The organism is Phytohabitans rumicis, from assembly GCF_011764445.1.
In the GTDB taxonomy this organism is placed as follows: Bacteria; Actinomycetota; Actinomycetes; order Mycobacteriales; family Micromonosporaceae; genus Phytohabitans; species Phytohabitans rumicis.
The window spans coordinates 2,370,098-2,393,843 of the sequence record NZ_BLPG01000001.1 but is presented as its reverse complement, the minus strand read 5'-3'; the positions used below and the strand labels follow the sequence as shown (position 1 = coordinate 2,393,843).

General features: G+C 69.8%; 21 protein-coding genes and 3 pseudogenes. 14 read left to right on the top strand and 10 right to left on the bottom strand.

The annotated features are described in order from the left end of the window. Positions 1-76 precede the first annotated feature (76 nt). Complete coding sequence (locus Prum_RS10205) at positions 77-394, top strand: hypothetical protein (protein WP_173075911.1); 318 nt, start codon at positions 77-79, stop codon at positions 392-394. 555 nt (positions 395-949) lie between these two features. Here the strand turns inward: Prum_RS10205 and Prum_RS10200 are convergent. Both Prum_RS10200 and Prum_RS10195 read right to left on the bottom strand, forming a co-directional pair. Beyond that, complete coding sequence (locus tag Prum_RS10200) at positions 950-2,182, bottom strand: RNA polymerase sigma factor (RefSeq protein WP_173075909.1); 1,233 nt, start codon at positions 2,180-2,182, stop codon at positions 950-952. Beyond that, entirely contained in the window at positions 2,179-2,502 is a 324-nt protein-coding gene (locus tag Prum_RS10195) for a YciI family protein (RefSeq protein WP_173075907.1), read from the bottom strand. The genes Prum_RS10200 and Prum_RS10195 overlap by 4 nt, the downstream gene beginning before the upstream one ends. A 398-nt stretch (positions 2,503-2,900) precedes the next feature. On the opposite strand from Prum_RS10195, the gene Prum_RS10190 reads away from it, so the two are divergent. From Prum_RS10190 to Prum_RS10175, 4 genes are all read left to right on the top strand, one after another. Further along, complete coding sequence (locus Prum_RS10190; protein ID WP_173075905.1) at positions 2,901-3,215, top strand: hypothetical protein; 315 nt, start codon at positions 2,901-2,903, stop codon at positions 3,213-3,215. Positions 3,216-3,224: 9 nt separating this feature from the next. Further along, positions 3,225-4,022, top strand: coding sequence for an SMI1/KNR4 family protein (locus Prum_RS10185; RefSeq protein WP_173075903.1), 798 nt, complete (start codon positions 3,225-3,227; stop codon positions 4,020-4,022). A 149-nt stretch (positions 4,023-4,171) separates the two neighbouring features. Continuing rightward, positions 4,172-4,465 carry a putative quinol monooxygenase gene (locus tag Prum_RS10180; protein ID WP_246277790.1) on the top strand — a complete coding sequence of 98 codons (294 nt, stop codon included), beginning with the start codon at positions 4,172-4,174 and terminating at the stop codon, positions 4,463-4,465. 45 nt (positions 4,466-4,510) lie between these two features. Then, positions 4,511-5,263 (top strand): AraC family transcriptional regulator, encoded by a 753-nt coding sequence (locus Prum_RS10175; protein ID WP_173075899.1) that lies wholly within the window; start codon positions 4,511-4,513, stop codon positions 5,261-5,263. Between the two features lie 620 nt (positions 5,264-5,883). Here the strand turns inward: Prum_RS10175 and Prum_RS10170 are convergent. Further along, a complete protein-coding gene (locus Prum_RS10170; RefSeq protein ID WP_246277789.1) occupies positions 5,884-6,408 on the bottom strand; it encodes a DinB family protein in 525 nt (174 codons plus the stop codon). Between the two features lie 254 nt (positions 6,409-6,662). On the opposite strand from Prum_RS10170, the gene Prum_RS10165 reads away from it, so the two are divergent. From Prum_RS10165 to Prum_RS10155, 3 genes are read left to right on the top strand one after another with little or no spacing between them, the layout of a single operon-like run. Continuing rightward, positions 6,663-7,745, top strand: a complete 1,083-nt coding sequence (locus tag Prum_RS10165; RefSeq protein WP_173075897.1) for a hypothetical protein — start codon at positions 6,663-6,665, stop codon at positions 7,743-7,745. Continuing rightward, positions 7,735-8,196, top strand: a complete 462-nt coding sequence (rnhA, locus tag Prum_RS10160; protein ID WP_173075895.1) for a ribonuclease HI — start codon at positions 7,735-7,737, stop codon at positions 8,194-8,196. Before Prum_RS10165 ends, rnhA begins: the two co-directional genes overlap by 11 nt. A gap of 40 nt (positions 8,197-8,236) precedes the next feature. After that, positions 8,237-8,857 (top strand): L-threonylcarbamoyladenylate synthase, encoded by a 621-nt coding sequence (locus tag Prum_RS10155; RefSeq protein ID WP_173075893.1) that lies wholly within the window; start codon positions 8,237-8,239, stop codon positions 8,855-8,857. A 3-nt stretch (positions 8,858-8,860) separates the two neighbouring features. Here the strand turns inward: Prum_RS10155 and Prum_RS10150 are convergent, their stop codons facing one another. Continuing rightward, positions 8,861-9,514 carry a hypothetical protein gene (locus Prum_RS10150; protein ID WP_173075891.1) on the bottom strand — a complete coding sequence of 218 codons (654 nt, stop codon included), beginning with the start codon at positions 9,512-9,514 and terminating at the stop codon, positions 8,861-8,863. A gap of 264 nt (positions 9,515-9,778) precedes the next feature. On the opposite strand from Prum_RS10150, the gene Prum_RS10145 reads away from it, so the two are divergent. From Prum_RS10145 to Prum_RS55870, 4 genes and pseudogenes are all read left to right on the top strand, one after another. Next, positions 9,779-11,467, top strand: coding sequence for an ABC transporter ATP-binding protein (locus tag Prum_RS10145; protein WP_246277788.1), 1,689 nt, complete (start codon positions 9,779-9,781; stop codon positions 11,465-11,467). Then, positions 11,464-13,192 (top strand): annotated as a pseudogene (locus tag Prum_RS10140) (ABC transporter ATP-binding protein). Before Prum_RS10145 ends, Prum_RS10140 begins: the two are co-directional and overlap by 4 nt. A 390-nt stretch (positions 13,193-13,582) precedes the next feature. Next, positions 13,583-14,512 (top strand): annotated as a pseudogene (locus Prum_RS55875) (hypothetical protein); the annotation flags it as partial. After that, positions 14,401-15,555 (top strand): annotated as a pseudogene (locus Prum_RS55870) (DUF5005 domain-containing protein); the annotation flags it as partial. The pseudogenes Prum_RS55875 and Prum_RS55870, both read left to right, overlap by 112 nt. 204 nt (positions 15,556-15,759) lie before the next feature. On the opposite strand, the gene Prum_RS10125 reads toward Prum_RS55870, so the two are convergent. The 5 genes from Prum_RS10125 to Prum_RS10105 all read right to left on the bottom strand — a co-directional run bounded on the left by Prum_RS10125 (position 15,760) and on the right by Prum_RS10105 (position 20,985). Next, on the bottom strand, positions 15,760-16,410 hold the full coding sequence (locus tag Prum_RS10125) for a class I SAM-dependent methyltransferase (protein WP_173075885.1): 651 nt from the start codon (positions 16,408-16,410) through the stop codon (positions 15,760-15,762). A gap of 46 nt (positions 16,411-16,456) precedes the next feature. Beyond that, positions 16,457-17,596 carry an RNA polymerase sigma factor gene (locus Prum_RS10120; protein WP_173083608.1) on the bottom strand — a complete coding sequence of 380 codons (1,140 nt, stop codon included), beginning with the start codon at positions 17,594-17,596 and terminating at the stop codon, positions 16,457-16,459. Continuing rightward, entirely contained in the window at positions 17,589-18,008 is a 420-nt protein-coding gene (locus Prum_RS10115; RefSeq protein WP_173075883.1) for a YciI family protein, read from the bottom strand. Before Prum_RS10115 ends, Prum_RS10120 begins: the two co-directional genes overlap by 8 nt. A 95-nt stretch (positions 18,009-18,103) precedes the next feature. After that, the gene (locus Prum_RS10110) at positions 18,104-19,705 is read right to left on the bottom strand and encodes a D-glucuronyl C5-epimerase family protein (protein ID WP_173075881.1); all 1,602 of its coding nucleotides are present in this window, start codon (positions 19,703-19,705) and stop codon (positions 18,104-18,106) included. Further along, entirely contained in the window at positions 19,693-20,985 is a 1,293-nt protein-coding gene (locus tag Prum_RS10105; protein WP_173075879.1) for an MFS transporter, read from the bottom strand. Before Prum_RS10105 ends, Prum_RS10110 begins: the two co-directional genes overlap by 13 nt. A gap of 123 nt (positions 20,986-21,108) precedes the next feature. On the opposite strand from Prum_RS10105, the gene Prum_RS10100 reads away from it, so the two are divergent. Further along, positions 21,109-22,047: a LysR family transcriptional regulator gene (locus tag Prum_RS10100; RefSeq protein ID WP_173075878.1), complete on the top strand. Its 939-nt coding sequence runs from the start codon at positions 21,109-21,111 to the stop codon at positions 22,045-22,047. Between the two features lie 27 nt (positions 22,048-22,074). Next, positions 22,075-23,271, top strand: coding sequence for a hypothetical protein (locus Prum_RS10095; RefSeq protein WP_173075876.1), 1,197 nt, complete (start codon positions 22,075-22,077; stop codon positions 23,269-23,271). Here Prum_RS10095 and Prum_RS10090 read toward each other — a convergent pair. Then, positions 23,231-23,662 (bottom strand): VOC family protein, encoded by a 432-nt coding sequence (locus Prum_RS10090; RefSeq protein ID WP_173075874.1) that lies wholly within the window; start codon positions 23,660-23,662, stop codon positions 23,231-23,233. The two genes, Prum_RS10095 and Prum_RS10090, sit on opposite strands and share 41 nt — an antisense overlap. Positions 23,663-23,746 lie beyond the last annotated feature (84 nt).

Here is a 23,746-nt window from a genome sequence, read left to right as displayed (position 1 = left end):
GCCAGCCGGGACAGGGCCGGGACCCACCCGCGCAGCGTCCGCTCCAGGCGCTTGTAGTCCCCGTACGGCGGACGTCGTGCAGAATCACCGCGGGCTCCTGCCGGTCGATGGCCGGCGCCAGATCGAGGACGGTTCGGGTCAGGTGCCTGGGCAGGGCGCCGCCGTAGGCGTGCGCCAGCGTGGTGGCGGTGCCGTTCCCGGCTGCCGCCGCCGAACCCGCCGCGTCCGGCAGCGCGTCAAAACCAGCCAGCCGAAGCAGCCGCGCGTATCGCGTGAAGAGGTCGACAGTGCGCCGGCCGGCCGGATGCAGCCAACCGAAAGCGACCGCCTGCGCATAGGAAATGAGTCGTTTGTGCGGCGGCTGCCAGGGCTGCCGGCGGTACCGGTGATATAGCGCCGCCAGGTCGGCAGAGTCGAGTCCGGGATAGTGCCGGTCGCCGGCGACCCGGTCCAAGAATTCCCAGAACCCCAACGTGTCGACGTCCACGTGCGCGCGATAGGTGATCGTCGCCGGCCTGATCTGACGGGTCGCCTTGGTCAGCACATCCGCCCACAACATGGCCTTCAGCGCGCTGAGCGTCGGGGGTCGCAGTAGCACCACATTGGCGGTGATGACGTGCAGCTTGGTCTTTGCCGTCACGGGTCGGCCGGCGGTCGAGGGCGCCACATCAATCGTTACGCTCACGCCGTACACCTATTCCCGGTCCGCCTATCCTGACCTACGAAGTATCGGTTGCCGTCGGTGGCAACGGCTTCTTCCCATGTGCCCCTTCTCTATTACTCCCGCGGCCTTACCCTCCGCGGTCCACAACCCGCCCCGGTCCGGCGCGCCGCGCGCTCTGTCGATTGTGGACCGCGCAGGGCGAGGCCGCGGGAGCAACAGCATGGACCGCGACGGACATCGCGGCAGCTCAGAACTCGATCCTGATCCTGAGCCCAACCTCAAGATCTAGCCCAGCTGGTCGCGGCGGCGGGTCAGGTAGGCGATCTCGGCGGCGTTGCCCGCCAGCTCGATGGCTTTGTCGTACGCCGCGCGCGACTTCTGACTGCGCCCCAGCCGGCGCAGCAGGTCGGCGCGGGTCGCATGGAAGGCGTGATAGCCGGCCAACCTGTCCTCAAGGCGGTCGACGGCTGCCAGTGCGACCTCTGGGCCGTCAAGCTCGGCGACCGCGATGGCCCGGTTGAGGGCGATGATCGGTGAGGTGTCGATGCGGACGAGCTGGTCGTAGAGGGCGACGACCTGCGACCAGTCGGTGTCACGTACATCGCGGGCGGAGGTGTGTACGGCGTTGATCGCTGCGAGGATCTGGTAGCGACCCGGAGCCACCCCGGCGGCCAGGCGCTCGCGCACCAGCCGATGACCCTCGGCGACCAGTGCCGCGTCCCAGGCCCCGCGGTCCTGCTCGTCGAGGGTGACCAGTTCGCCGGTCGCCGAAACCCGGGCGGTGCGGCGGGCCTCGGTGAGGAGCATCAGCGCCAGCAGCCCGGCCACCTCGCCGTCCTGCGGCATGAGGTCACGGATCAGGTGGGTGAGCCGGATCGCCTCGGCGGTCAGGTCGTGACGCACGGGGTCGGTGTCCGGGCCGGTCGCCAGGTAGCCCTCGTTGAAGACGAGGAAGAGGACGGCGAGCACGCCGGAGACGCGTGCCGGCAGATCCTCCGCGGAGGGCACCCGATAGGGGATGCGAGCCGCCTTGATCTTGGTCTTCGCGCGGGTGATCCGCTGCCCCATGGCGGTCTCCTGCACCAGGAAGGCACGGGCGATCTCGGGCACGGTCAGACCGCCGACCATGCGCAGCGTCAGCGCCACGCGGGTCTCCAGCGCGAGCGCCGGGTGACAGCAGGTGAAGATCAGGCGGAGCCGCTCGTCGTCGATGGCGCCGAGAGGCTCGGGCGGGTCGTCGTCGTACAACATCTGAGCCTCCTTCTGCTTGTCGTCGCGCTTGTTCTCGCGCCGGATCCGGTCGATGGCCTTGCGGTTGGCGGTGGTGGTCAGCCAGGCGCCGGGGTTGGGGGGCACGCCGTCGGCCGGCCACCGCTCGACGGCGGTCGCGAACGCATCGGCCGCCGCCTCCTCGGCGATGTCCAGGTCACCGAAACGCCTGGTCAGGGCGGCGACCACCCGCGCCCACTCCCGCGTGTGCGCCTGGGTGATCGCCTCCGGGACGTCGACCTCGCTCACCGGAACGGCCGCACCTCGACCTTCCGATTGCAGGCCCTCGACCCCTCGGCGGCGAGCCTGTGCGCCACGTCGAGGCCGGCGGCCTCGATGATCCAGAAGCCGGCGAGGTACTCCTTGGACTCGAGGAACGGCCCGTCGGTGAACAGCGCCTCCCCACCGCGGTTGTCGATGACGGTGGCCGCGCCTGGCTCCGCGAGGCCACCGGCGAAGACCCAGTGACCGTCCGCGTTGAGCTGGTCGTTGAAGACGTCGATCGCAGCCATCTCGTCCGGGGTGGCGAGGTCGGGCTTGTCAAAGATCACGGAAATCAGGTACTGCATCTCGGCTCATCTCCTGTGGTCTGGGACCGACACCTCCGACTGCGCCGCGCCGTGGCCAGAATGCGCCTATTAGGGACATGTTTTGAGATCATTCGCAAATGAGTATTAACGCCCCAAAACCCCTGCGCTCGGACGAGTGCCGATACTGCGGTGGTCCGGTGGTCTGGGGAGCCCTTCAAAACGGACGCAACCGCTGCTTCGACCGCGATCCGCAGCCATGTGCCGCGGTAGCGCCCGCCGACCGGTACGCCTACAGCCGCCGTTTCCGGGCCGTCGTCTGCCTCGATGGCGAGCGCCATCTCCCGCCGTTGGTGCTCCGCAGCCACGACTGCACACGGTACAAGCAGGCGCGGGTCGACGTTTAGGATCTGCGTGATCGGGTTCGATACGTTGTGCGGGTGACCGCTTCGGATCGGGTTGCCGCGGCCCGGTTGGGCATCGACTTCGGTACCTCCAGCACGGTCGCGGTCCTCCGCCTGCCGGATCGGGACGCGCGGCCGTTGCTGTTCGACGGCTCGCCGCTGCTGCCGTCGGCGGTCTGTGTCGACCCGACCGGGCGGATTCTGGTCGGCCGGGACGCGCTGCACACGGCGATGTCCACACCGGACGCGTTCGAGCCGCACCCCAAGCAGCGCGTGGATGATGGCATGGTGCTGCTCGGCGGTGAGAGCCCCGGCCTGCTCGCGATGGTCACCGCCCCGGACCGAGGCTAAGGTGACCCGGTGCGCCGGGTCACCCTGATCGCCGTCCTCGCTGTCCTCGCCATCGTGGCCGCCGGCTGTCAGACCGGCGGGCCCGAGGTCCGGGTCGAGCTGACCACCCGGCCGCGGCCTGCGCTGCCGACGGCGATACCCACGTACGTCCACAGTGAACCGCCGCGTACGCCGCACCCGCCGGGCGCGCTCTGCCCGACCGGCCGCCCGCCGGAGCCGCCGCGCGCCACCGGCCAGCCGGATGTCACCGCGCGGGTCAACCGGGCGTGGGACCGCATCGAGCGGTGGCTCCGCGCGCACGCGCCCGCCACGCTGGCAACGCTGAAGGCGCCGGCCTCGGCGCGTCGGGTACGGGCCGCCGAGGCGGCGATGTCGGTCGGCTTCCCCGCCGATCTGGTCGCGTCGTTGCGCCGGCATGACGGGGCGCGCACGACCAACTTGTCCACGGTGTTCCAGCTGCCGCCGATGTACGGGCTGATGTCCCTGGACGAGGTGCGGCAGGACTGGCGTACCCGGTGCGGCATCATCGAGCGGGCGGGCGACCAGCCGGGCTGGTGGTGGCACGCCAAGTTCGTCCCGTTCGCGCAGGACTTCGGCGGTGACGTACTGGTGGTCGACCAGCGCCCCGAGGGCGGTGGCCGGGTTGGCCTGCACAGCCACGAAGACGGCATGCATTTCGAGGGTGAGCCGGACTCGCTGGCGACGCTGCTGGAGCAGACCGCGCGGGCGCTGGACAGCGGCCAGCCGTGCGGCGGCTACCGGGCTGAGGTGAACGAGGTGGGCGGCCTCGACTGGGTGCCCGCGTAGCGCAGGTTCCTCCGGTGCCGGGCGGGTGTGTCCGTTGGAAGCGTGAACGCGTCCGGCTCAGGGAGGTTGGCCGGGTAGGCGCGGCGTGAGGATCGGGGTATTCGGTCAGCGGCGATCGCCGCGCGTTCCAGGAGGTCCCTGTGTTTATCGTGATTCTCGACTTCAGTACCGCTGCTGCCGACCGGCCGGCTGCCCTGGCCCAGCTCGACGGGGAACGTGAGCAGGTGCGTGCGATGCCGGGCAATGTCGCCTTCCGGGTTTACGCCGACCGCGAGGACGAGAACAGGGTTGGCGTGATCCACGAGTGGGACGATGAGGAGTCGTTCGTCGGCTACCAGCAGTCGGATTCCTTCGCCCGCTCCGGCGAGGTGCTTCGGCCGATGATGATCGGGGCGCCGGTGAGCCGGCGCTTTCACGCGGAGCTGCGGGAGACCCTTGCCTGAGCGGCGGCACGGCGGCTCCTACGATCGGGTGGTGCGAGGCCGTCGATGACCCGGAAGGCGTACAGCTTCGTCCGCACCTTCGCGCGGGAGCCGGCCCGCGTTCTCAATGTGGACCGGCACTACCTGCTCTGCGCCTCAGCCGGCGTCCTGCGGCTGGAAGCGCAGGGCCAGGCATGGCTGCTGCCGCCGGCACGGGCCGCCCTGATCGAGGCGGGCCGGGCGATCCAGGTGAGCATCCCGCAGCCGGTCACCACCGCATCGGTCCTGTTCGATACCGGGTTCACGCCGGGCCCGCCCGCGCCGTTGACCGTGTTCGACCTCACCCCCTTGGCGCGCGTACTGGTGAGCGAGTGCGGCGCGTGGGGCGACAGCGACGAACCCCTCACGGCGTACGCCGAGACGCTGTTCGCGGCCCTCGCCGCGGTGACCTGGCGGCTGGCCGAGCAGCCGAGTCCAGTCGTCGTGCCGGCCGGGCGGTCACCGGAACTACGCCGAGCCCTGCACCTGACCGCGCAGCGGCTCGGCAGCCAGATCAGCTTCGAGGACGTGGCGGACGAGGTGGGCCTGGCACCGCGGTCGCTGGCGCGGCGTTTCGAGGACGAGACCGGCATGACATGGCGGGCAGTCCTGCGCCGCATGCGGGTGCTACGCGCGATCGAAGAACTCGCTGCGGGCGACACACCGATCACCAAGATCGCATTCATGGTCGGCTACACCTCGCTGTCAGCCTTCAACGCCGCGTTCCGACAGCTGACCGCACGTACACCCACGGATTACCGAGCCAGCTTCCGGCCCTGACCACGGCGAGCACGAGCACCTCCCACACCCGGCACAGGCGGCCGTCGGCCCTTGATCCACGCGAAAGTCCTTGATCGACGTAGGGGCCCTCCTGGGGCGAGCGGCGTGAGTGGGGTGCCCCTATGCCCGTCCGGACAGGTATAGGGGCGCCCTACTCACGTCGCGACGCCCCGTAGGGGTCCCCTACTGGGGCGGGGCGTAGCGCCACCAACGAGGCAGTCGCCAGAGCAACGCCGAGCCCGGCGGCGGTGGCTGCTCGGGTCGTCTGTGGCGAATTTCTGCCCTTGGAGAGCCTGGCGCGCAATTCATGATCGCGGCTTGTCAAGCTGATCCCCACGGAGCCGTTTGATCTCACTTGGTGGGCCGAACCGGGATCTTGCGTCCGGTTATGTCGGGCATTTCCGCCCTCAAAATCCCGCCCTGCCCCACCAAGAAAGATCAAGAGGCGCAACGTGCTCGCTCGACGCCTTGTCGACCGCGCCGACAACGAATTGCGCGCCACGCTCTGGAGGGGCAGTTCCTCGCCACGATCACATCGCGACACGGCCGCCGCGCCGCTCGTGCTCGACCAGAACGCGGTTGCCGGCCGCGAGAGACCGCCTTGTGGGCGACGTGTACGGCTACCCGCGCGCGATCCGTAGCAACCGGAGTTGGCCGATCTCGGCGCAGTTCTTCATCAGCTCGGCGTTCACCCAGGCGATCATGTGGGCGACGGTGTGTTCGGGGTCGTCCTGCCACGGGAACGGCGCGGTCTCATCGAGGTCGGCGTCGCTGAGCCGGCCGAGCACCGCCAACCACTCGGTACGCAGGTCACGCAGCCACGCCACGGTCCTGATGCCGTCCCCGGGCCAGTGGATGTCGGTGCGTTCCCGCGGGGTCCGCCCCTGGGCGTGGTCGATCGTGACGCTCCACCACCAGCCGATGTGCCAGGTGATCCAGCCGATCGTCGGGACGGGGACAGGGTCGGGCTCGGCGTCCGCCCAGTCCGGCGTCCATCCGCCCTCGGCACCCGGTCGTACCGTCCAGCAGTGCGCGGCGGGTTCCCAGAGCACATCGGCCGGTGCCAGCCGCTCGAGGTGGTACTCGAACAGCGACCAGGTCATGTCGAATTGCCAACGCAGCAGGTCGCAACGGGATTTCGGCACCGGGTGATCATGCCCTACCGCGTGCGAGACGGGTGCTGTGGCAGGATTGCGCGCGTGTCGCAGCCGCTCGACCGATTCCGTACGCGTCGTGAGCTTCTGCTGGCCGGGGTGTCCGCCCGATTGCGCGAGCTGGGCATCGAGGCCGCTTTCGGCGTGCTGGTGCCGTACTACGACCTCTACGGCGCGATACCTGATGGGCTGACCGGCCTTTCCGTCCGCGACGCGGCCGACACGGGCGGATGCAGGTCACCGTGGTGGCCGCGCGCCGAGACGGCGATACCTGGGTGCGCGACGTGGAGCTGGAGTACGACATCGACGGCGAGGTCGTCTTCGAGGTCAGCACCCTGGAAGGGCGCGGCGATGGCCCCGGGAATCCGCCTGCCGTCTGGGCGCCGCGGCGACTGGTCCGGGAGCCGGAGGCGGTGGTCGACGCGATCCGGCTGTGGCACGGGTATCGGGACATGCTGCGCGCCACCGCGCCCCGTGCCGACCCGGCCCGCAGGCAGGCGGAGCTCGCCCGTCAGGTCGAGGCCCGCCGCTCGGCGGCCGCGGCCGCCCGGGTCCGGCTGGCGGTGGACGCCTCGGCGGTCCCGCCGCAGCAGAGTCGGGCCCTCGCCCGGCACCTGGCCGAGCTGGACCAGGCCCAGCTCTGCTTCCACTTTCCCCGCGACAGGTTCGGCCGCTACGCCAAGAGCGCCGTTGTCGCGCTCACCGGGTACCAGGCTGGCCTGAGCAAGCGTGGACCGTGGCTCGCCGTGCGGGCGGACGGCGACGAGCTCGCGGTCAGCGTCGAGGCGTTGATCGGTGCGAACCAGGACCATCGGTGGGATCGGCTGCCGTGGCTGTGGAGCACGGCCCACCGCGACGTCACCGCCGAGCAACGGTGGCAGGTACCGGACGCCGACCAGGCGCGCCCCATCCTCGCCCTGCTCGACCGGCACGCGCTGGCAGACGCGCTCACCCGGTGCGGCGTCGACGTCGACACCCGTCTCGCCGCGCTACTCGACGGCTATCCGATCAGCTATCAGTACGCCCGATACACCGACACCTGGGTCAAGACGCTGTACGAGCAGTTGCGAACCTGCGCACCTTGGCGGCTGGCCGCCGCGTACCAGGTCTGGCAGGACGAGCGGCAGACGGCCCGCCGGCCCGCGGCCGAACCGATCGCCCTGTTCGGACTGAAGGGGCTGAGCCAATCGGTCAAACCCATGGTCGCGCTCGACACCCGTGACGGCGCCTGCCGCCTCACGATGACGTGGAGCGGGAGCAACGCACGCCTCACCCGCGCACTCTGGGAATGCCCAGCCGACCTAAAAGCCGAACTCCATGCCGCGTGATGACCGGCCTCGGGCGGTGGACATCTACACCGACGGCGCGTGCAGCGGAAATCCGGGGCCGGGCGGTTGGGGCGCGCTGCTGCGGTACGGCGCGTACGAGAAGGAACTCTGCGGTGGTGAGGCGACCGCGACAACCAACAACCGGATGGAGCTGATGGCCCCGATCGTGGCGCTGGAGAGTCTGACCCGGCCTTCGGTGGTTCGGGTACACACCGACAGCACCTATGTGCGGGACGGCATCACGAAGTGGGTCCTGCGCTGGAAGCAGAACGGCTGGCAGACCACGGGCAAGCAGCCGGTCAAGAACGCCGACCTGTGGCGGCGCCTGGACGCCGCGGTCGGCCGGCATCAGGTGGAGTGGCACTGGGTCAAGGGCCACGCCGGCCATCCGGAGAACGAGCGTGCTGATCAACTGGCGGCCAAAGGCATGCGGGAGGCGCGAAAGGCGTAACCGCATTTTGTCGCCCCAAGGTGCGAACTACGCTCACCCGGTGGCGACCTATTTCGAGGTGCATCCGGACAACCCGCAGCCGCGTTCGATCCGGCAGGTCGTCGACGTGGTGCGCGCGGGCGGGCTGATCGCATATCCGACGGACTCGTGCTTCGCTCTCGGCTGCCAAATGGGCAACACGGCCAGCCTGGAGCGCATCCGCGACATCCGCAAGCTCGACCCGAGCCACCATTTCACGCTCGTCTGCCGGGACTTCGCCCAACTCGGCCAGCTCGTCAAGATTACTAACTCGATGTTCCGGCTGATCAAGGCCGCCACACCCGGCCCGTACACGTTCGTGCTGCCGGCGACCCGGGACGTGCCGCGTCGGCTGATGCACCCGCGCAAGCGCACGGTCGGCGTGCGTATTCCCGACCACCGCGTCGCGCAGGCACTACTGGCCGAACTCGGCGAACCGATGCTGTCCAGCACCCTGCTGCTGCCCGGGGAGGACGACCCCATGACGAACGGCCAGCAGATCAAGCAGCGACTCGAACACGAGATCGACGCCGTGATCGACTCCGGCGACTGCGGGACCGAGCCCACCACCGTCGTCGACCTGTCCCAGGACGAGCCGCAGATCGTACGCGTCGGCGCCGGCGATCCATCGCGATTCGAATAGCGCTCAGCCGGTGGTCAGCGGCTGGCTGGCCGTGATGATCGCCCCGCCGATGAGGCCGAGGGCCGCGATCCCCAAGAGCACCGCCCGGTATGGCCGGTGGGAGAACCGTTCGGAGACGGCGGCGAAGAACAGCACGGCCGCGAAGAACAGCGTCGCGAGCGTAAAGGCATCCGAATACGAGTTCGCGTCCTGGCCGGCGGCGAAGGTGGACTCCGCCCGCGCCGTCAGGTCACGCGCCTGCTGTTCGACAGCCAACTGGTAGTCCGGCATGGCCAGCGGGCTCGGCGGCGCGTCGGGGTTGGTCCGTGGCTGCAGCGACTCCCACGCGTTGAACGCGATCTCGAACTCCTCCCGGAATCGCACCCGGTAGAACCGAGCCAGTTCATCGGCGCCGATGGCCTGCGCCTCCAGGTAGCTCTCAAAGACGCTCAGATCGGCCAGGCGCAGTTGGTTCGCCTCGGTGTGCTTCTGCGCGGCCTCGGTTCGCAGCGCCGACGCCTTCGAGTAGTCGGTCGACTGGATGCCGTCCCACAGCGACGCCTGGTAGCCGCTGAACGTCGTGGCCAGCGCCGCCACGGCGAGGATCACCGTAGCGACGAGCTCGAGCCGCTGCTTCGTCAGGCGCCGATCCCAACCGGACTGCGCTTGATCACCCACTGCCACCCACCCAAATCCCGTGGAAAGGTACGTATCGCCACGATAGGTGGTGGGTGAGGAAATCGAAAAGATGTTGAGCTGCCGCGATGCCCGTCGTGGTCCGGGCCGTTGCTCCCGCGGCCGCACCCTCCGCGGTCCACAACCCGCCCCGGCCGGCAGGGGCCGGAATATTGGATTTATCCGCGTCTGGGCGATCGGTAGCCTGTCGCTCATGCCGCTGAAGCTCCCTCATCCGGATCCTGGCTGTCCGGATACCAGGGGCCGATGCGGTACATGTGGTGGTTGGTCCGCAGCCAGCCGGTGCGCGTGCTGCGCGGCAGCCTGATCGGCACGGCGTGGATGATCGGGCTGTCGGTGCGGCCATACCTGATCTCCCGGGCCATCGACGATGGGCTTCGTGCGCACGACCGGCGGGCCTTGGCGCTGTGGGTGGGTGCGATCACGGTCGCCGGGTTCGGGCTGGCGTACCTGGGCATCATGCGGCACCGCACGATGACGTTCGTCCGGGAAGACGCGACCGCCAGGTCCGCCGGTGTCCTGCTGCGTCAGCTGTCCCGCATCGGCGCCGTGCTGCCGCGCAAGCTGGCCGCGGGCGAGATCGCCACCGTGGGCGGCGCCGACATCGGGAATGTGTCGGCGGTACTGACGATGACCGGGCCGGGCGTGGGCGCCGTCCTCGCGTACGCGGTCGTCGCCGTCCTGCTGTGGTCGGTGTCCCCGTTCCTCGCGCTGTGTGTGCTGCTCGGAGTGCCGGCGATGGCGGTCCTCGTCGGGCCGCTGTTGCGCCGCCTGGAGAGTGCCGAGCATGTTTACCGGCGACAGCAGGGCGCGCTGACAGCCCGGGCGGGCGACATCGTGGCGGGGCTGCGGGTGCTCGCCGGCGTTGGCGGGCGGGGCCTGTTCGCCCGGCGGTATGCGGCTCACTCCGAGCAGTTGCTGGCCCTGGGTTATCGGGTCGGCGCGGTCCGGAGCTGGATCGACGCGCTGGCGATCGTGATACCTGGGCTGTTCCTCTCAGCCGTGGTGTGGCTCGCGGCCCGGATGGCGGTGCAGGGCGACATCACGATCGGGCAGATGGTGGCCGTGTACGGCTATGTGACGGTGCTGATCGTGCCGGTCTGGTTCCTGTTGGAAAGCGCCTACCAGATGATTCGCGGTCGGGTCGCCGCCCGGCGGATCGTCACCCTGCTGAGCCTGACGCCGGACGACGCCGGTGGCCCCGGCACCCGGCCCGTTCCGGCGCGTCCCGCCGACCTCCACGATCCCGGCAGCGGGCTGCTGGTGCCCGCCGGCCGGCTGGTCGGCGTGGCGGCCGACGACCCGGCCGAGGCGACCGCGCTCGGTGACCGGCTCGGGCGGTTCATCCGCAGCGACGTCACCTGGGGTGGCGTTCCGATCAGGGAGATGGCGCTCGACGAGGTGCGGGCCCGGATCCTCGTCGCCGACCACGACTCCTACCTTTTCGCGGGCACGCTGCGCGAGATCTTGCGGATCCGGGACGGCGTCGGCGATGCCGAGATCCGGTCGGCGATGCGGGCCGCGTCCGCCGAGGACGTCGTCGACGCGCTGCCCGACGGATTGGCCACCTCGGTCACCGCGCGCGCCCGCACCCTCTCCGGCGGCCAGCGGCAGCGGGTACGCCTGGCGCGAGCCTTGCTGGCCGAACCCGACGTGCTGATTCTGGTCGACCCGACCTCCGCGGTCGACGCGCACACCGAGGCGCGCATCGGGCAGCGACTGCGTGACGCGCGGGCCGGCCATACCACGGTCGTCATCTCCACGTCGCCGTTGCTGCTTGGCTGCGCCGACACGGTGGCGCACGTACGCGACGGGCGGGTCCTCGCCGCCGGACGCCATGCCGAGCTGCTCGAACAAGACCCGAGCTACCGGGCATTGGTGGCGCGGGACGCCGACATCGAAGACGAAGCGGGCCACGGCAGGGTGCGGCGATGAAGCAGCTCCCGGTCGCGGATCGGGCCGCCGTACGCCATGCCACGCTCGGCCTGATCGCCCGTGACCGTCGCGCGGTCGCGATCGTGCTGATCCTGCAAAGCGCTGCCGCGATCGCCGGCCTCGCGACACCGTGGCTGGTCGGTCGCATCGTCGACGAGGTGTCGGCCGGCGCGGACGTCGGCACGGTCGACCGGCTGGCGTTGGCCATCGGCGGATGCGTGCTCGTACAGGGCTGGTGACCCGGTACGCGCAGTACGCCGGCCACCGCTTCGGCGAGCGGGCCGTCGCGCGGCTACGGGAACAGTTCGTCCGGCAGACACTCCGGCTTCCCGTGTCCGTGGTCGAGCACGCCGGCACCGGCGACCTGGCCACGCGCAGCTCGGTCGACGTGGGCACGGTGGGCACCACCGTCCGGGACGTGCTGCCGATCATCGTGCTCGCGTCGGCCGAGCTGGCTCTGCTATTTGGGGCGATCTTCCTGCTGCATCCCATGCTCGGCCTGGCGGCGCTGGTTGGCCTCCCGTCGATCGTCGCGGTCGCCCGCTGGTACCTGCGTCGAGCCAGCGCCGCGTACCTCGCCGAGGGCGCCGCGACCGCGGAGCTCACGGACGCGCTCACCACGACCGCCGAGGGCGCACGCACCGTCGAAGCGCTCGGCCTGCGCGGCGAGCGCATCGGGTACGGCACAGAGCGCATCGGCCAGGTGTGGGCGACCCGGCGGGCCACGCTCGCGCTGCGGTCGGTGTTCTTTCCGGTGATCGAAGCGAGCTATGCGCTTCCCATCGCCGCTGTCCTGCTGCTCGGCGGCTTCTTCCTGGCCGACGGCTGGTTCTCGCTCGGCGAGGTGGTCGCCGCCGCGCTGTACCTCCAGCGTGCGATCGAGCCGCTCGACCGGCTGCTGCAATGGATCGAGCAGGGCAGCGCGGCATCGCCTCTTTCGCCCGCGTGCTGGGCGTCGGTCTGGTGCCGCCGCAGCCGCGTGGCGCGACGTCCGAACCACGCGGCGAGCGGCTCGTCGTGCACGGTGCGCGGTTCGCCTACCCGGAGGGCGTTGACGTGCTGCACGGCATCGACCTGGAGGTGTATCCCGGCGAGCGGCTAGCCATCGTTGGCCCGTCCGGCGCCGGCAAGTCGACGCTCGCCCGGCTGCTCGCCGGCATCGACGCACCGCGCGAAGGCACGGTCAGCGTTGGCGGCTGCCCGGTCACCGACCTCGACCCGGCCGAGCGTCGCCGCCGGATCGCGCTCGTCACCCAGGAGCACCACGTCTTCATGGGCTCGCTTCGTGACAACCTGGCTCTGGCCGCGCCGGGCGCGGCCGACGAGCAGATGCGCTCCGCGCTGGCCGCGGTGGGCGTGGACTGGTCCACCGACCTTCCCGAAGGGCTCGACACGCAACTCGGCGACGGCGCCCTGGAACTCAACGCGGCGCAGGCGCAGCAGCTCGCACTGGCACGCCTCGTGCTCGCCGACCCGCACACGCTGATCCTCGACGAGGCCACCGCCGCGCTCGACCCGACAACCGCCCGCCGTACCGAACGCGCGCTCGCCGCGGTCCTGGAGGGGCGCACCGTCGTGGCCATCGCGCACCGGCTCAACACCGCACACGACGCCGACCGGGTCGCCGTACTCGAAGACGGCCGGATCGCCGAACTCGGCAGCCACGACGAACTGGTACGCGCCGGCGGCACCTACGCCGCCCTGTGGCGCTCATGGCACGGCTAGCGATGTTCAGCGGAGTTTCAGTACTGCTTCAGCGCTCATCGATACGGTCCCTTCGCCCCCTGGCCAGGCATCGGACCGGGGGACTGGGGAGTCCACGTTCGAAAGGCAGCGCTGTTGCGAGCATCGAGATCCGTTGCGGCGGCGATCGTCGCGGCCGTCGTTCTGCTGGCGCCGGCATCACCGGCCGCCGCGGCACCGGCCGAGAAGCAGTCCTACACCAGGCTGACCGTCACCACGCCCGAAGGAAAGGCACTGCCGAAAACACCGCGGGCGCCGAAGTCGGACAAGGAGAAGAGACGGATAACGCCGGAGACACCACAGCGAGCCAAGCTGCGTACGGATTACCTGGCCACGCTGGAGGACCGCGTACAGGCGACCGACTTCGTCAACATGACCGAGTGCTGGGGCGCCTTCGGGGCCGGTCTCGGCGGTCAAGTCACGCTCAACCACTTCACCTGGTGCAGCCTGGGCTACCTGACCATCGAGGACGTGCTCTGTAGCAACGGATCGTGCAAGGTCCAGGGCTCGATCGTGTTCCGCCTGTCCGTACAAGGGATGGGGCATCAGGGCTCGCACAGCACCGACGACCGCAAGACGCGGGTGTGGGTCCTGCTGGACGAGCCGGTCGTCACCGGCGCGCCCAGGATGGACCGCAGGCTCAAGCTCAACGGGACCTGCTCCAGCTCGACCGCGGGCACCTCGTGCGACGTCACCGAGGACGGCGACACAGCGACCCTCACCCAATGGATGCTCGCGGGCAGCACCTACTTCACGTTCGTGCTGCCGGCCGGCAACGTCGATGGCGCCGACCGGATCGCGTACGGCGACTTCATGATCAAGGCGAACATCCTCGACAACCCGATCGGGTACGAGAGCTGGATCATGGGCCCGGAGAGCGGGTTCCGCTGCGACTCCTCCTCGAAGGTCAGCTACTACGGGTGTGTCTACCCCGACGTCATCGAGCAGTTCTGGCTCAAGGCCACGCCCGACGTCGCCCAGGAAGCGGCTCACGTGTGGCGGGCACAGAATCAGCCGAACACGACGCTTCCGCTGCCGATGGCGGGCAAGTCCATTCCCGGCTCACGCAACAGCGGCAGCCCGCTGGAACGCCTCACCGACGAGACCACGAAGAAGGCGAACAACGACAAGTCCCGCCGGTTCTGCCAGCGATACTGGGGCAGGGGCTACAGCCAGAACAACACGAAGCAGTGCGACGAGTACCCGTTCCAGTCGACCTGGCAGGGGTCGTCGATCGGCGGCGACGGCACGTCCCACTTCTCGGTCGACGTGATCGACACGAGCCACAACCGGGTGGGCGGAGAGCACCTCAACAAGTTCTACAACGAGCGGCGAATCATCGAGCAGGACAAGTTCTACGTCGACGTGCTGACCGCGGACGGAAAGCCGTACGGGCGCACGGACGCCTTCCCGACCGGCCCGATCACACCCATCGAATACCCGCAGTGCGAGAACAGCGCCCTTCCCGAGATCGAGGAGGTCGAAACGAAGGCGGCACCGCAGGACCTGTTCAACAACTACGCCGAGAACACGCCGGACGGCTGGACCGGGGCGACTCCACCTACTCCGTCACGCTGCCCGACGGCCGACGCCTGTGGATCTTCTCGGACACCTTCCTGGGGCCGCTCAACTCGGACGGCACACGACCGACGAGCGCGGGGTTCGTCAACAGCACATTCGTCATCCAGAACGGTGACAGCCTCACCACGATCACGGGCGGCACCAAGGCCGCACCCACCGCGATCATGCCACCCGCCGCGGAGAACCACTGGTACTGGGCGGGCGACGGGATGCTCGCCAACGTGGGCGGCGAGCAGAAGCTCCAGGTCATGTACTACGAGTATCGACGGTTCGGCCTCGGCGCCTGGGACTGGGAATTCAACCGGAACGTCGTCGCCACCTTCTCGCTCGACGACCTCACCGAGCCGGAACGCGTCGACCAGTTGCCGTCCGCGGCGCGGGTGGCCTGGGGCTCCGCCCTGCTCGAAGCCAGCAGGAGCGGCGACGGATACACCTACATCTATGGTGTATCCGACGCCCCCATCAACAAGAAGATGCGCGTCGCCCGGGTCAAGGGGAGCGACCTGAGCAAGGTCGAGGACTGGCAGTTCTTCGACACGGCCGAGGGCTACTGGGTGCGCGACGAGCGGGACGGGACCACCTCCCTCACCGGCATCGCCAACGAATACAGCGTGACACCGTGGAATGGCGGATTCGTGCTGATCAGCCAGGACAGCACCGAGGCGTTCAGCGGGAAGATCCGCATCTGGCACAGCTGCTCGCCGTATGGACCGTTCGGCTACTGGGTGGATCACGACCTGGTGTACCGCATGCCTGAGCCCGGCCCGTACGGCAGCTATTGGGACGGCGACATCATCGGCTACAACGCGCACGTCCATCCGGGCTGCGGGTCGGCGACCGATGGACCCTGTCCTACAACGTCAACAGCATGGACAGTCGGGTCTCCGCGGAAGGTGATCACTACCGCGACCCGAGCATCTACCGGCCCAGGTTCGTGTCGTTCCGGATCGTGCCCAAGTAACCCCGGACTAGGAGGTGCGGCGGGCGAGCAGTATGGAGTCCTGAATGTCGACCGTTACGCCGCCACGGATCACCGTTCGCGGCCGTTGCTCGACCACGATGGCGTCGAAGCCGTCCGGCAGGGCGGGCAGCAACTGCTCGGCGAGGAACATCGCCCGGTGCTGGCTCGCGGACAGCTGGGTGAACGCCTCCGACGGCGCGTGACCAACGATGAGCAGGTGGCCACCGGCCGCGACAGCCTCGGCCAACCGGCCGGCCACCTGCACCATCCCGCCCTCCGGCGGGTGCAGGTAGTGGGTGGTGACCAGGTCGTAGGAGCGTCCGTCCGCCGCGAAGGTCCGCGCGTCGACCTGCCACCAGTCGACGCGGTCGGCGACCCCGGCCTGCTCGGCATGCCGGGCGGCACGTGCCAGACCGTTGGCGGAGAAGTCGGCGCCGGTGACCGTCCAACCATGGCGAGCCAGCCAGATCACGTCACCGCCCTCGCCGCAGCCGACGTCCAACGCGGTGCCCGGCCGCAGTCCGGCCGCCTCCGCGACCAGTTGTGGATTGGGGTTCCCGCTCCACACCTTCTCCTGGCCGGAATACCGCTCGTCCCAACCCGGTGGCTCGAACAGGTCGGCGTGGTCCCCGGCGAGTTGGTGTTCATGTGCGCTCATGCCCACCAGCCTTCTCCAGGACCTCCGATCCCGACAAAGAAGCTTGCTACTTCAGCAAATTGAGCCGGGCGGCCTGTCGCGTGAGGTGCTCGCGTTCGGGGAGGTTGGGCGCCGACCGGGCGGCTTCGGCGTAGAGCCGCGCGGCGGTGACGAGGTCACCGTCACGCTCGTGCAGGTACGCCGCGACGGCGGTGTAGCGGGGCAGGGCGGGATCGAGCTCCGCCAGGGCGGCCAGGCCGGCCCGCGGGCCGTCGGCCTCGCCGACCGCGACGGCCCGGTTGAGGCGGGCCACCGGGCTGTCGGTGAGGCGCACCAGTTCGTCGTACCACTCGACGATCTGCACCCAGTCGGTCTCCTCGGCCTTCCGGGCGTCGGCGTGCAGCGCGGCGATGGCCGCCTGGGCCTGGAACTCACCCAGGCGGTCGCTGGCGAGGGCGATCTGGAGCACGTCGACGCCCTCGGCGATCAGGCGGGTGTTCCACCGGCCGCGGTCCTGCTCGGCGAGGGGCACGAGCCTGCCGTCGGGCCCGGTCCGTGCCGGGCGCCGGGCGTGGTGGAGCAGCATGAGCGAGAGCAGGCCCGCGACCTCCGCATGGTTGATCTTGGCCGCCAGTTGGCGGGTGAGCCGGATCGCCTCGGCGGCGAGGTCGACGTCGCCGGAGTAGCCCTCGTTGAAGACCAGGTAGAGCACGCGCAGCACGGTGGCGACGTCACCGGGCTGGTTGAACTGGACGCCGGAGACGGTCCGCTTGGCCCGGCTGATGCGCTGGGCCATGGTCGCCTCCGGCACGAGGTACGCCTGCGCGATCTGCCGCGTGGTCAGGCCGCCGACCGCGCGCAGCGTGAGTGCGACGGCCGAGGCCGGTGTCAGGGACGGGTGCGCGCACAGGAAGTACAGCTGGAGCGTGTCGTCCACCGCCTCGCCCGGACCGGCCACGGGCTCGGCCTCGACGAGCACCTCGCGCCGCTGCCGGGAGGTATCGGCGCGGGTGGCGTCGAGGAACTTCCGCCAGGCCACGGTGACCAGCCAGCCCTGCGGGTCCCGCGGCGGGCCGCCCGGCCACACGCGCACCGCCTCGACCAGGGCGTCCTGCACGGCATCCTCGGCCGCCGCGAAGTCAGCTCCGCGACGGACGAGGATCCCGATCACTGTGGGGGTGAGGGTGCGCAGCAGGGCCTCATCCACCATGGCACTCCGAGATGGTCGGGGGTGCGGTCAGGAAGGGGCGCACCTCGAGCCACTCGTGGATCGGCTTCCCACCCGCACCCGGAGCCGCGGACAGCTCGCCGGCCAGCTCGACCGCCCGCTCGTAGGTCTCGACGTCGATCACCATCCAGCCGGCGATCAGGTCCTTGGTCTCCGCGAACGGGCCGTCGGTGACCGGTGGCTGCCCCTCGCCGTCGTAGCGGACGAACGTGCCCTCCGGGGAGAGCGCCTCACCGCCGACGTACTCGCCGGTGCCCTCCAGCCGGGTGGCGAAATCCCGCATGTACTGGATGTGGGCCGAGACCTCCTCCGGCGTCCACTGGTCCATCGGCACGTCGTTGACCGCTGCCGGCGCGCCCCGGTAGTGCTTGAGCAGCAGGTACTTGGCCATCATGTTCTCCCTTGATGCGGTACGGCCCATTGTTGCCGTGTTCACCTCGGGGACGGAGCCGCACTCGGGTTCTCGACATCCCACCGCGACTTCTTTTATCGCTGGTCGCTGTCGAGCTGGACCTTCGAGGTCACCGGCAGCCAGTACCCCGTGTACGGCCCCGCCGACACCCGTACGGCCAGCCTGCCGTCGACGATCGCCGACGCGGTGAACGGTGCCCCGGACGGCGCCGCGAACGTGGTGTTACGCGAACCGGTCGGCCTGCTGTTCGCGTCGTAGCGGTAGAAGGAGTGCGCGCCCGGCAGAATGGTGAGCCACCGGCCCGGCAGGTACGACAGCACGACGAGCGGACCGACGAGGTAGCGAGCCGGCCGCGACTCCGCGACCCACCACCCCTGGTAGGGCCCGGCGGACACGCGAAGGAAGATGCCGCGGCCCTCGATGCGTTGCCGGTGGCTGGCCGGTGCCGCGGTGGCGCGGCCGAACGAGGCGTACCGGGTGCCGGTGATCCGACCGCTGGTGTCGAAGGTGCGGAACGTGTGGTCGCCGGCGGCGAACCGCAGCGTCCGGTCGAACCGCGGCGCGGGATAGTCCGCCCGGAGCGTCTCGGCGAACCGGGCGAAGCGCAGGTCCCAGGTCTGGCGTTGCACGGCGAGCAGTTCGCTGATGTGCACTTGGTGGTAGTTGCGGCTCGGGATGCGGTGGAACAGCGAGTACAAGCTGGCCCAGTTGGGGCGGCGGAACCCGGTCGGCAGGGTGTTCAGCACGGTCGTCAACGCGCCGTCGTAGAGCTCGGCGGCTCGCGGGGCAGCGGTGATCCGGTGGTAGTCGAACAGGCCGAACGCGGCGAACAGGTGGCCGTTGAGCACGCGCTCGCTGTTCGCCGCGGGCAAGCGCGGATACTCCTCCAGCCACAGGTTGCCGGAGCTGTCGACCCAGCTGCCCCACGGCTGCGCCGGGTCGACGTCGAGCGACAGGCTCAGGAACGTGGCGTCCGCGGCCGCCTTCCACGCGCTGGCGCCGGTGGCCTCGAAGAGCATCACGTACAGGCTCAGCGCCTGCCCCTGCGCCATGTCGGAGTACCACGGCGCGGTGAGCAGGTGGGCGGTGTCGCCGTGGACGGCGAAGTCGAAGTCGTACGGGTACCACCACGCGCCGGCCGACTCCACCCGGGTGTCGATCAACCGCTGCGCCTGGAGCCCGGCGCGATCGAGGTAGAACCGGTCCTTGGTCAACCGGTAGGCGTTCATGTTGATCAGCCCGTACTGCGCCTGGGCCACCGGGTGGTTGTAGAGCTGGCCGTTGACGACGAACATCCGCACGCCGGTCGCGTCGTGCACGCCGGGGTCGACCCGCGGCGTGATCTTCTCGTTCGCGTACGGCAACAGGGCCGCGGGCACGTCCCTCAGCGTGAACCCGGTGGTCCGGAATCCGGTGACGGGAGCTGCCGCGGCCGCCGTGGCCGCCGCACCGACACGCCGCTGCCTGGCCTTTGCCGCGGCCACGTCGGCGCGCGGCGGCAGCGCCGTGCCCTCCATGGGAACGTCGGTGAGATCCACGTCCCCGATCGGGGCGTCCGGCGCCGGCGCGGCCACCACGCGCTCGCTTGCGACCGCCACCCGATCGTGGAGAACCGTCGGACCGGCGGCGGTCATGGCCATGACCAGCGCGACTCCGGCCGCACTCAGCGCATACATCGAGCACCTCCATCGGGGCGTCGCGGCACGCTGCTCAGCGTATCGGTCAGGTGCACTGTGGAACGTACGCGACGCAATGGCGACCTAACCCGTTCGGGTAGCAGGAGTGGGGTGGCGAGCAGGAGGACGCCGGAGATGGTGATCGCGGCCAGCGGGCTGGTGAGTGTGGCGAGGATGCCCCAGATCATCATCAGGGCGGCCTGGAGGAGCTTGCTGCTGACACTCCATGTCGTCAGGACCCGGGCGGCATGGTCCGCGGGAGTCCGTTGCAGGCGTTCGGTCGCGTAGATCGGATTGAAGACGCCCATGCAGGTGATCAGCAGGCCCTCGACGATGATCACTGTGAGGAGTCCGGGGATGCCGGGCCGGATGAACGCGAGACCGAGCGGGAAGAGCGAGCGCAGCCAGCCGGAGACGGCCATGACCCGGTGCCGGCCGTAGCGGGTCACGAGGCGTGCGCAGAGGCGGGCGCCCACGAAGCCGCCGAGTGCCGGGACGCCGAAGGCAAGACCGTATTGCCACGCCGGGAACCGGTACTGGCCCAGCAGGAGCACGGACAGGAGCGGGACGGTGGCCATGATCAGGCCGCTGACCAGGATTGAGTTGAGGAACAGGCGCCATAGTGCGCGGTCGCGGCGGATGAACCGCCAGCCGGCCAGAAGGTCGGCTCCGCGCCACCTGGCGGCCGGGTCGCGGGGTGCCGCGACATCGCCCCCGCGGATGCGGAGCACCCCGAGCGCCGACAGCAGGTAGCTGAGGGCGTCGGCCAGGACGGTGACGACCGGGCCGAGCAACCCGATGAGCGCGCCGCCGAGGGGCGGTCCCGCCGCGGTCGCCACCCAACTCGTACCCTCGAATCTTCGGTTCGCGACAAGGAGCTGATCGCCGCGGACGAGGTATTTCAGATACGCGCCGGACGCGGCGGCGAAGGCGATGCTCGCGGTCCCGGAGACGACCGAGACGACCAGCAGTTGGCCGTAGGACAGCACGCCGAGGACGTACGCGATCGGAACGCTCGCCATCGCGAGGAACCGGACCAGGTCCATCGCGATCATCACCGGACGCTTGGCCCGGTGCTCGATCCACGGCCCGAGCGGGAACGCAACGATCGCCGCGACCGCAAGCCCGGCCGCCCCCAGAAGCGAAACGGCGAACGCCGGCGAGTGCAGCACTCGAACCGCGATGAGCGGGAACGCGCCGAAGGCGATCCACGTGCCGTAGGTGCTGACCGCGTAGGCCGACCACAGCCAGCCGAAACTGCGTCCCATTTGCACGCGCATACGACTCCCTCGCACAACCGATGTTCGGGTCCCCGAAATCGCATCAGCCGCACCGGAGCAGAAACAAACAACTCGGGCCTCGGCGAGCCACAACGTTCAGTTGTGCGTACGTATGCTGGGTCGATGGACTCCGAGGCAGTGCGATCGTTCGTCCGCGCGGCCGAGCTCGGACAGCTGCAACACGCGGCCGACGAGCTCGGCGTGACGCAACAGGCCGTGTCGAAGCGGATCGCCACCCTCGAGCGCGAGGTCGGCGTCCGCTTGTTCACCCGTACCGCCCGCGGGGTCGAGCTGACCCTCGACGGCCAGGCGTTTCTTCCGCACGCCCGGAGCATCGTCACGGGCGTCGATCGCGCCATCACCGCGATCAGACCGGGGTCACGGGCCCTTCGGATCGACGTCCTCGGCCTGCGATCCGCGCAGGCCGTCGTCCTGCATGACTACTGGCGGTCGCATCCCGAAACCGACCTCGACGTGGTGACCCTCCGGGTCAACGACCCGCGCGTGGCGGTCGCCGCCGTCCAGGCGGGCGATGTCGACGCCTCGTTCCGCACGGTCACCGACCCGGCCACGCTGCCGCGCGACGTGCAAATGATCCACGCGTTCGACTCCCCGCTGGAACTCCTCGTCGGCCCCAGGCATCCGCTCGCCGCCGCGCGCACACTGACACCACCCCAGTTGCGCAAGCATCGGATCTGGGTGCCGGGCATCGCGCCGCGAAGCGAATGGGCGGAGTTCTACGACGAGCTCGCCACCGACTTCGATCTCCGCATCGACGCCGCGGGCCCGAACTTCGGCAACGAGGTACTCCTCGACGCCCTCGCGGACTCCACGGACGTGGCGACCCTCGTGGGCTCGCGCGACCGGTACATCTGGCCGACGAACCACGACCTACGCCGCATCCCGATCGTGAACCCGACGCTCGCGTACCCGCTCTCGCTCATCTTCCGCAGAACGGATCCGCACCCGGGACTGCGGGCGATCATCAACCATTTCGGAAACCTGACACCGCTCCCCGAGACCGTCTGGCTCCCGTCCTGGGCGCGAGCGCGGGTGCGCTAGCGTGGTCGGCGGATCGAGGTGGGGACGATGGCGGATCCGCTGCGGCCGACCCTGATGGCGCGGCTCCGGGCCAGTTTCGGCGGGGAGCAGGACGCCCGGGTTCTTGAGGCGCTGCGCCAGGCGGGCGGGGTGGCCTACCAGGAGTGGATGCTGGCCGAGCGGCTCCGCGACCAACTGTCCGCCGATGGCGCGACGGTGTGGACGGCGCCGGCCGCGGCCAACAGCCAGATCCTGGCGGCATGGAGCGCGATGGTGCTGCAGACCCTCGGCGAGACGATCCTGGACTCCGCGTACGCCGCGAACCCGGGCACCGTCGGGTATGTCCCTCCGGTGACCTTCAACCAGGCATGGCACTGGCTGTCCGCTGTGGACGGTTGGACCATCCGGGCCCGGGAAGCGCGCAACAACCCCAGGTACGACATCTCGGCCGAGCTGGCGCTGCCGGCACCGCTGACCGTCGGCCCGGTGATGCGCGGCTGCCCGCAGGAGCATCGGGAGGCGATGCTGCACGCCGCCGAATCAATCCGTCACCACGCCGAGCTGGCTCTGTTCACGCTCCAGGAACACGCGCCGCCGCAGGCTCAGCCGGCGGTGGACGGCGTACAGCAGTTGGCCGCCCTGGCCGCGGCCGGAGCCGACTATGTCACCGGCCTGCGGGCCGGCTACGACGACGAGCGCCTACACGACCTGATCGACCACAAGACCCGCAGCACGGTGGCTCTGTGGTTTCATATCGGCCAGCTCGCGGCGATGCCCAAGCTCCTGGCCGGGTACCACGCACCGCGCTCCGCCCTGCTGCTCGATCCCGGGCTCCTGCCGGGCGGGGCCAGATTTGATCCGTGGTGCCTGACCGACCCGATCAGCCTCCCGCGCTGGCGGGCGGACGCAGCAGCTGTCCAGGCGATCGAGCGCCTGTGGCGCAGCGATCCCAATCCGGCCGCGACCTTGGCGATCAAGATGGACATCGACCGCGCACTGGCCGCCGGCCGCATCGTCCACCACCGCACCCCGCGCGGCTGGACCTGCTACTACTCCTGTCCGTGGTCGGCGCTCTACGAGGTACGTCACCCGGTGCGCATCGGCGTACGCGACCTGCGGGTGCTCGACCAATTCACGTACGACGTAGGACCGGGCCGGGTCCACGGCCGCCCGCACTTCCGGCGTGCGATCGTCACCGGTCCGTTCACGCCGGCGCGGCCGGATGGGTCCGCGCCGCGGCGTTAGGCGCGTAGACGATCAGTTCCAGCAGCGAACCGTCCGGGTCGCGAAAGTAGATACTCGTGCCCTGGCCGCGCCCGCCCCAGCGGACGACCGGTCCCTGCTCCACCGGCACTCGGTGGTGGCGTAGGCGGGCCATGGCTTCCTCGACGGTGCCCGGCCACACGAAGCAGAGATCGCTACCGCCCGGCACCACCGGCGGGCTCGCCACCAGCGTGCCGATGTCCAAACCGGGTCCGTGGACGTTGAGTTGCTGATCGCCGAACCGGTATGCGACGCGACCGTCGGGGTGGTCGACGACCTCCGCTCCCAGCACGTCCCGGTAGAAGTTCGTCGACCGCTCCCAGTCGCTCACCGCGATCACGCAGTGGTCGAGCCTGACCTTGATCTCCGCCATCAACGAAAGGTACCGGCGGCGATCCAGTGTTCATCGAGTTTCCCTCCAGGCGCATCAACCAGACTGTCCGCAGGAACAAATCAC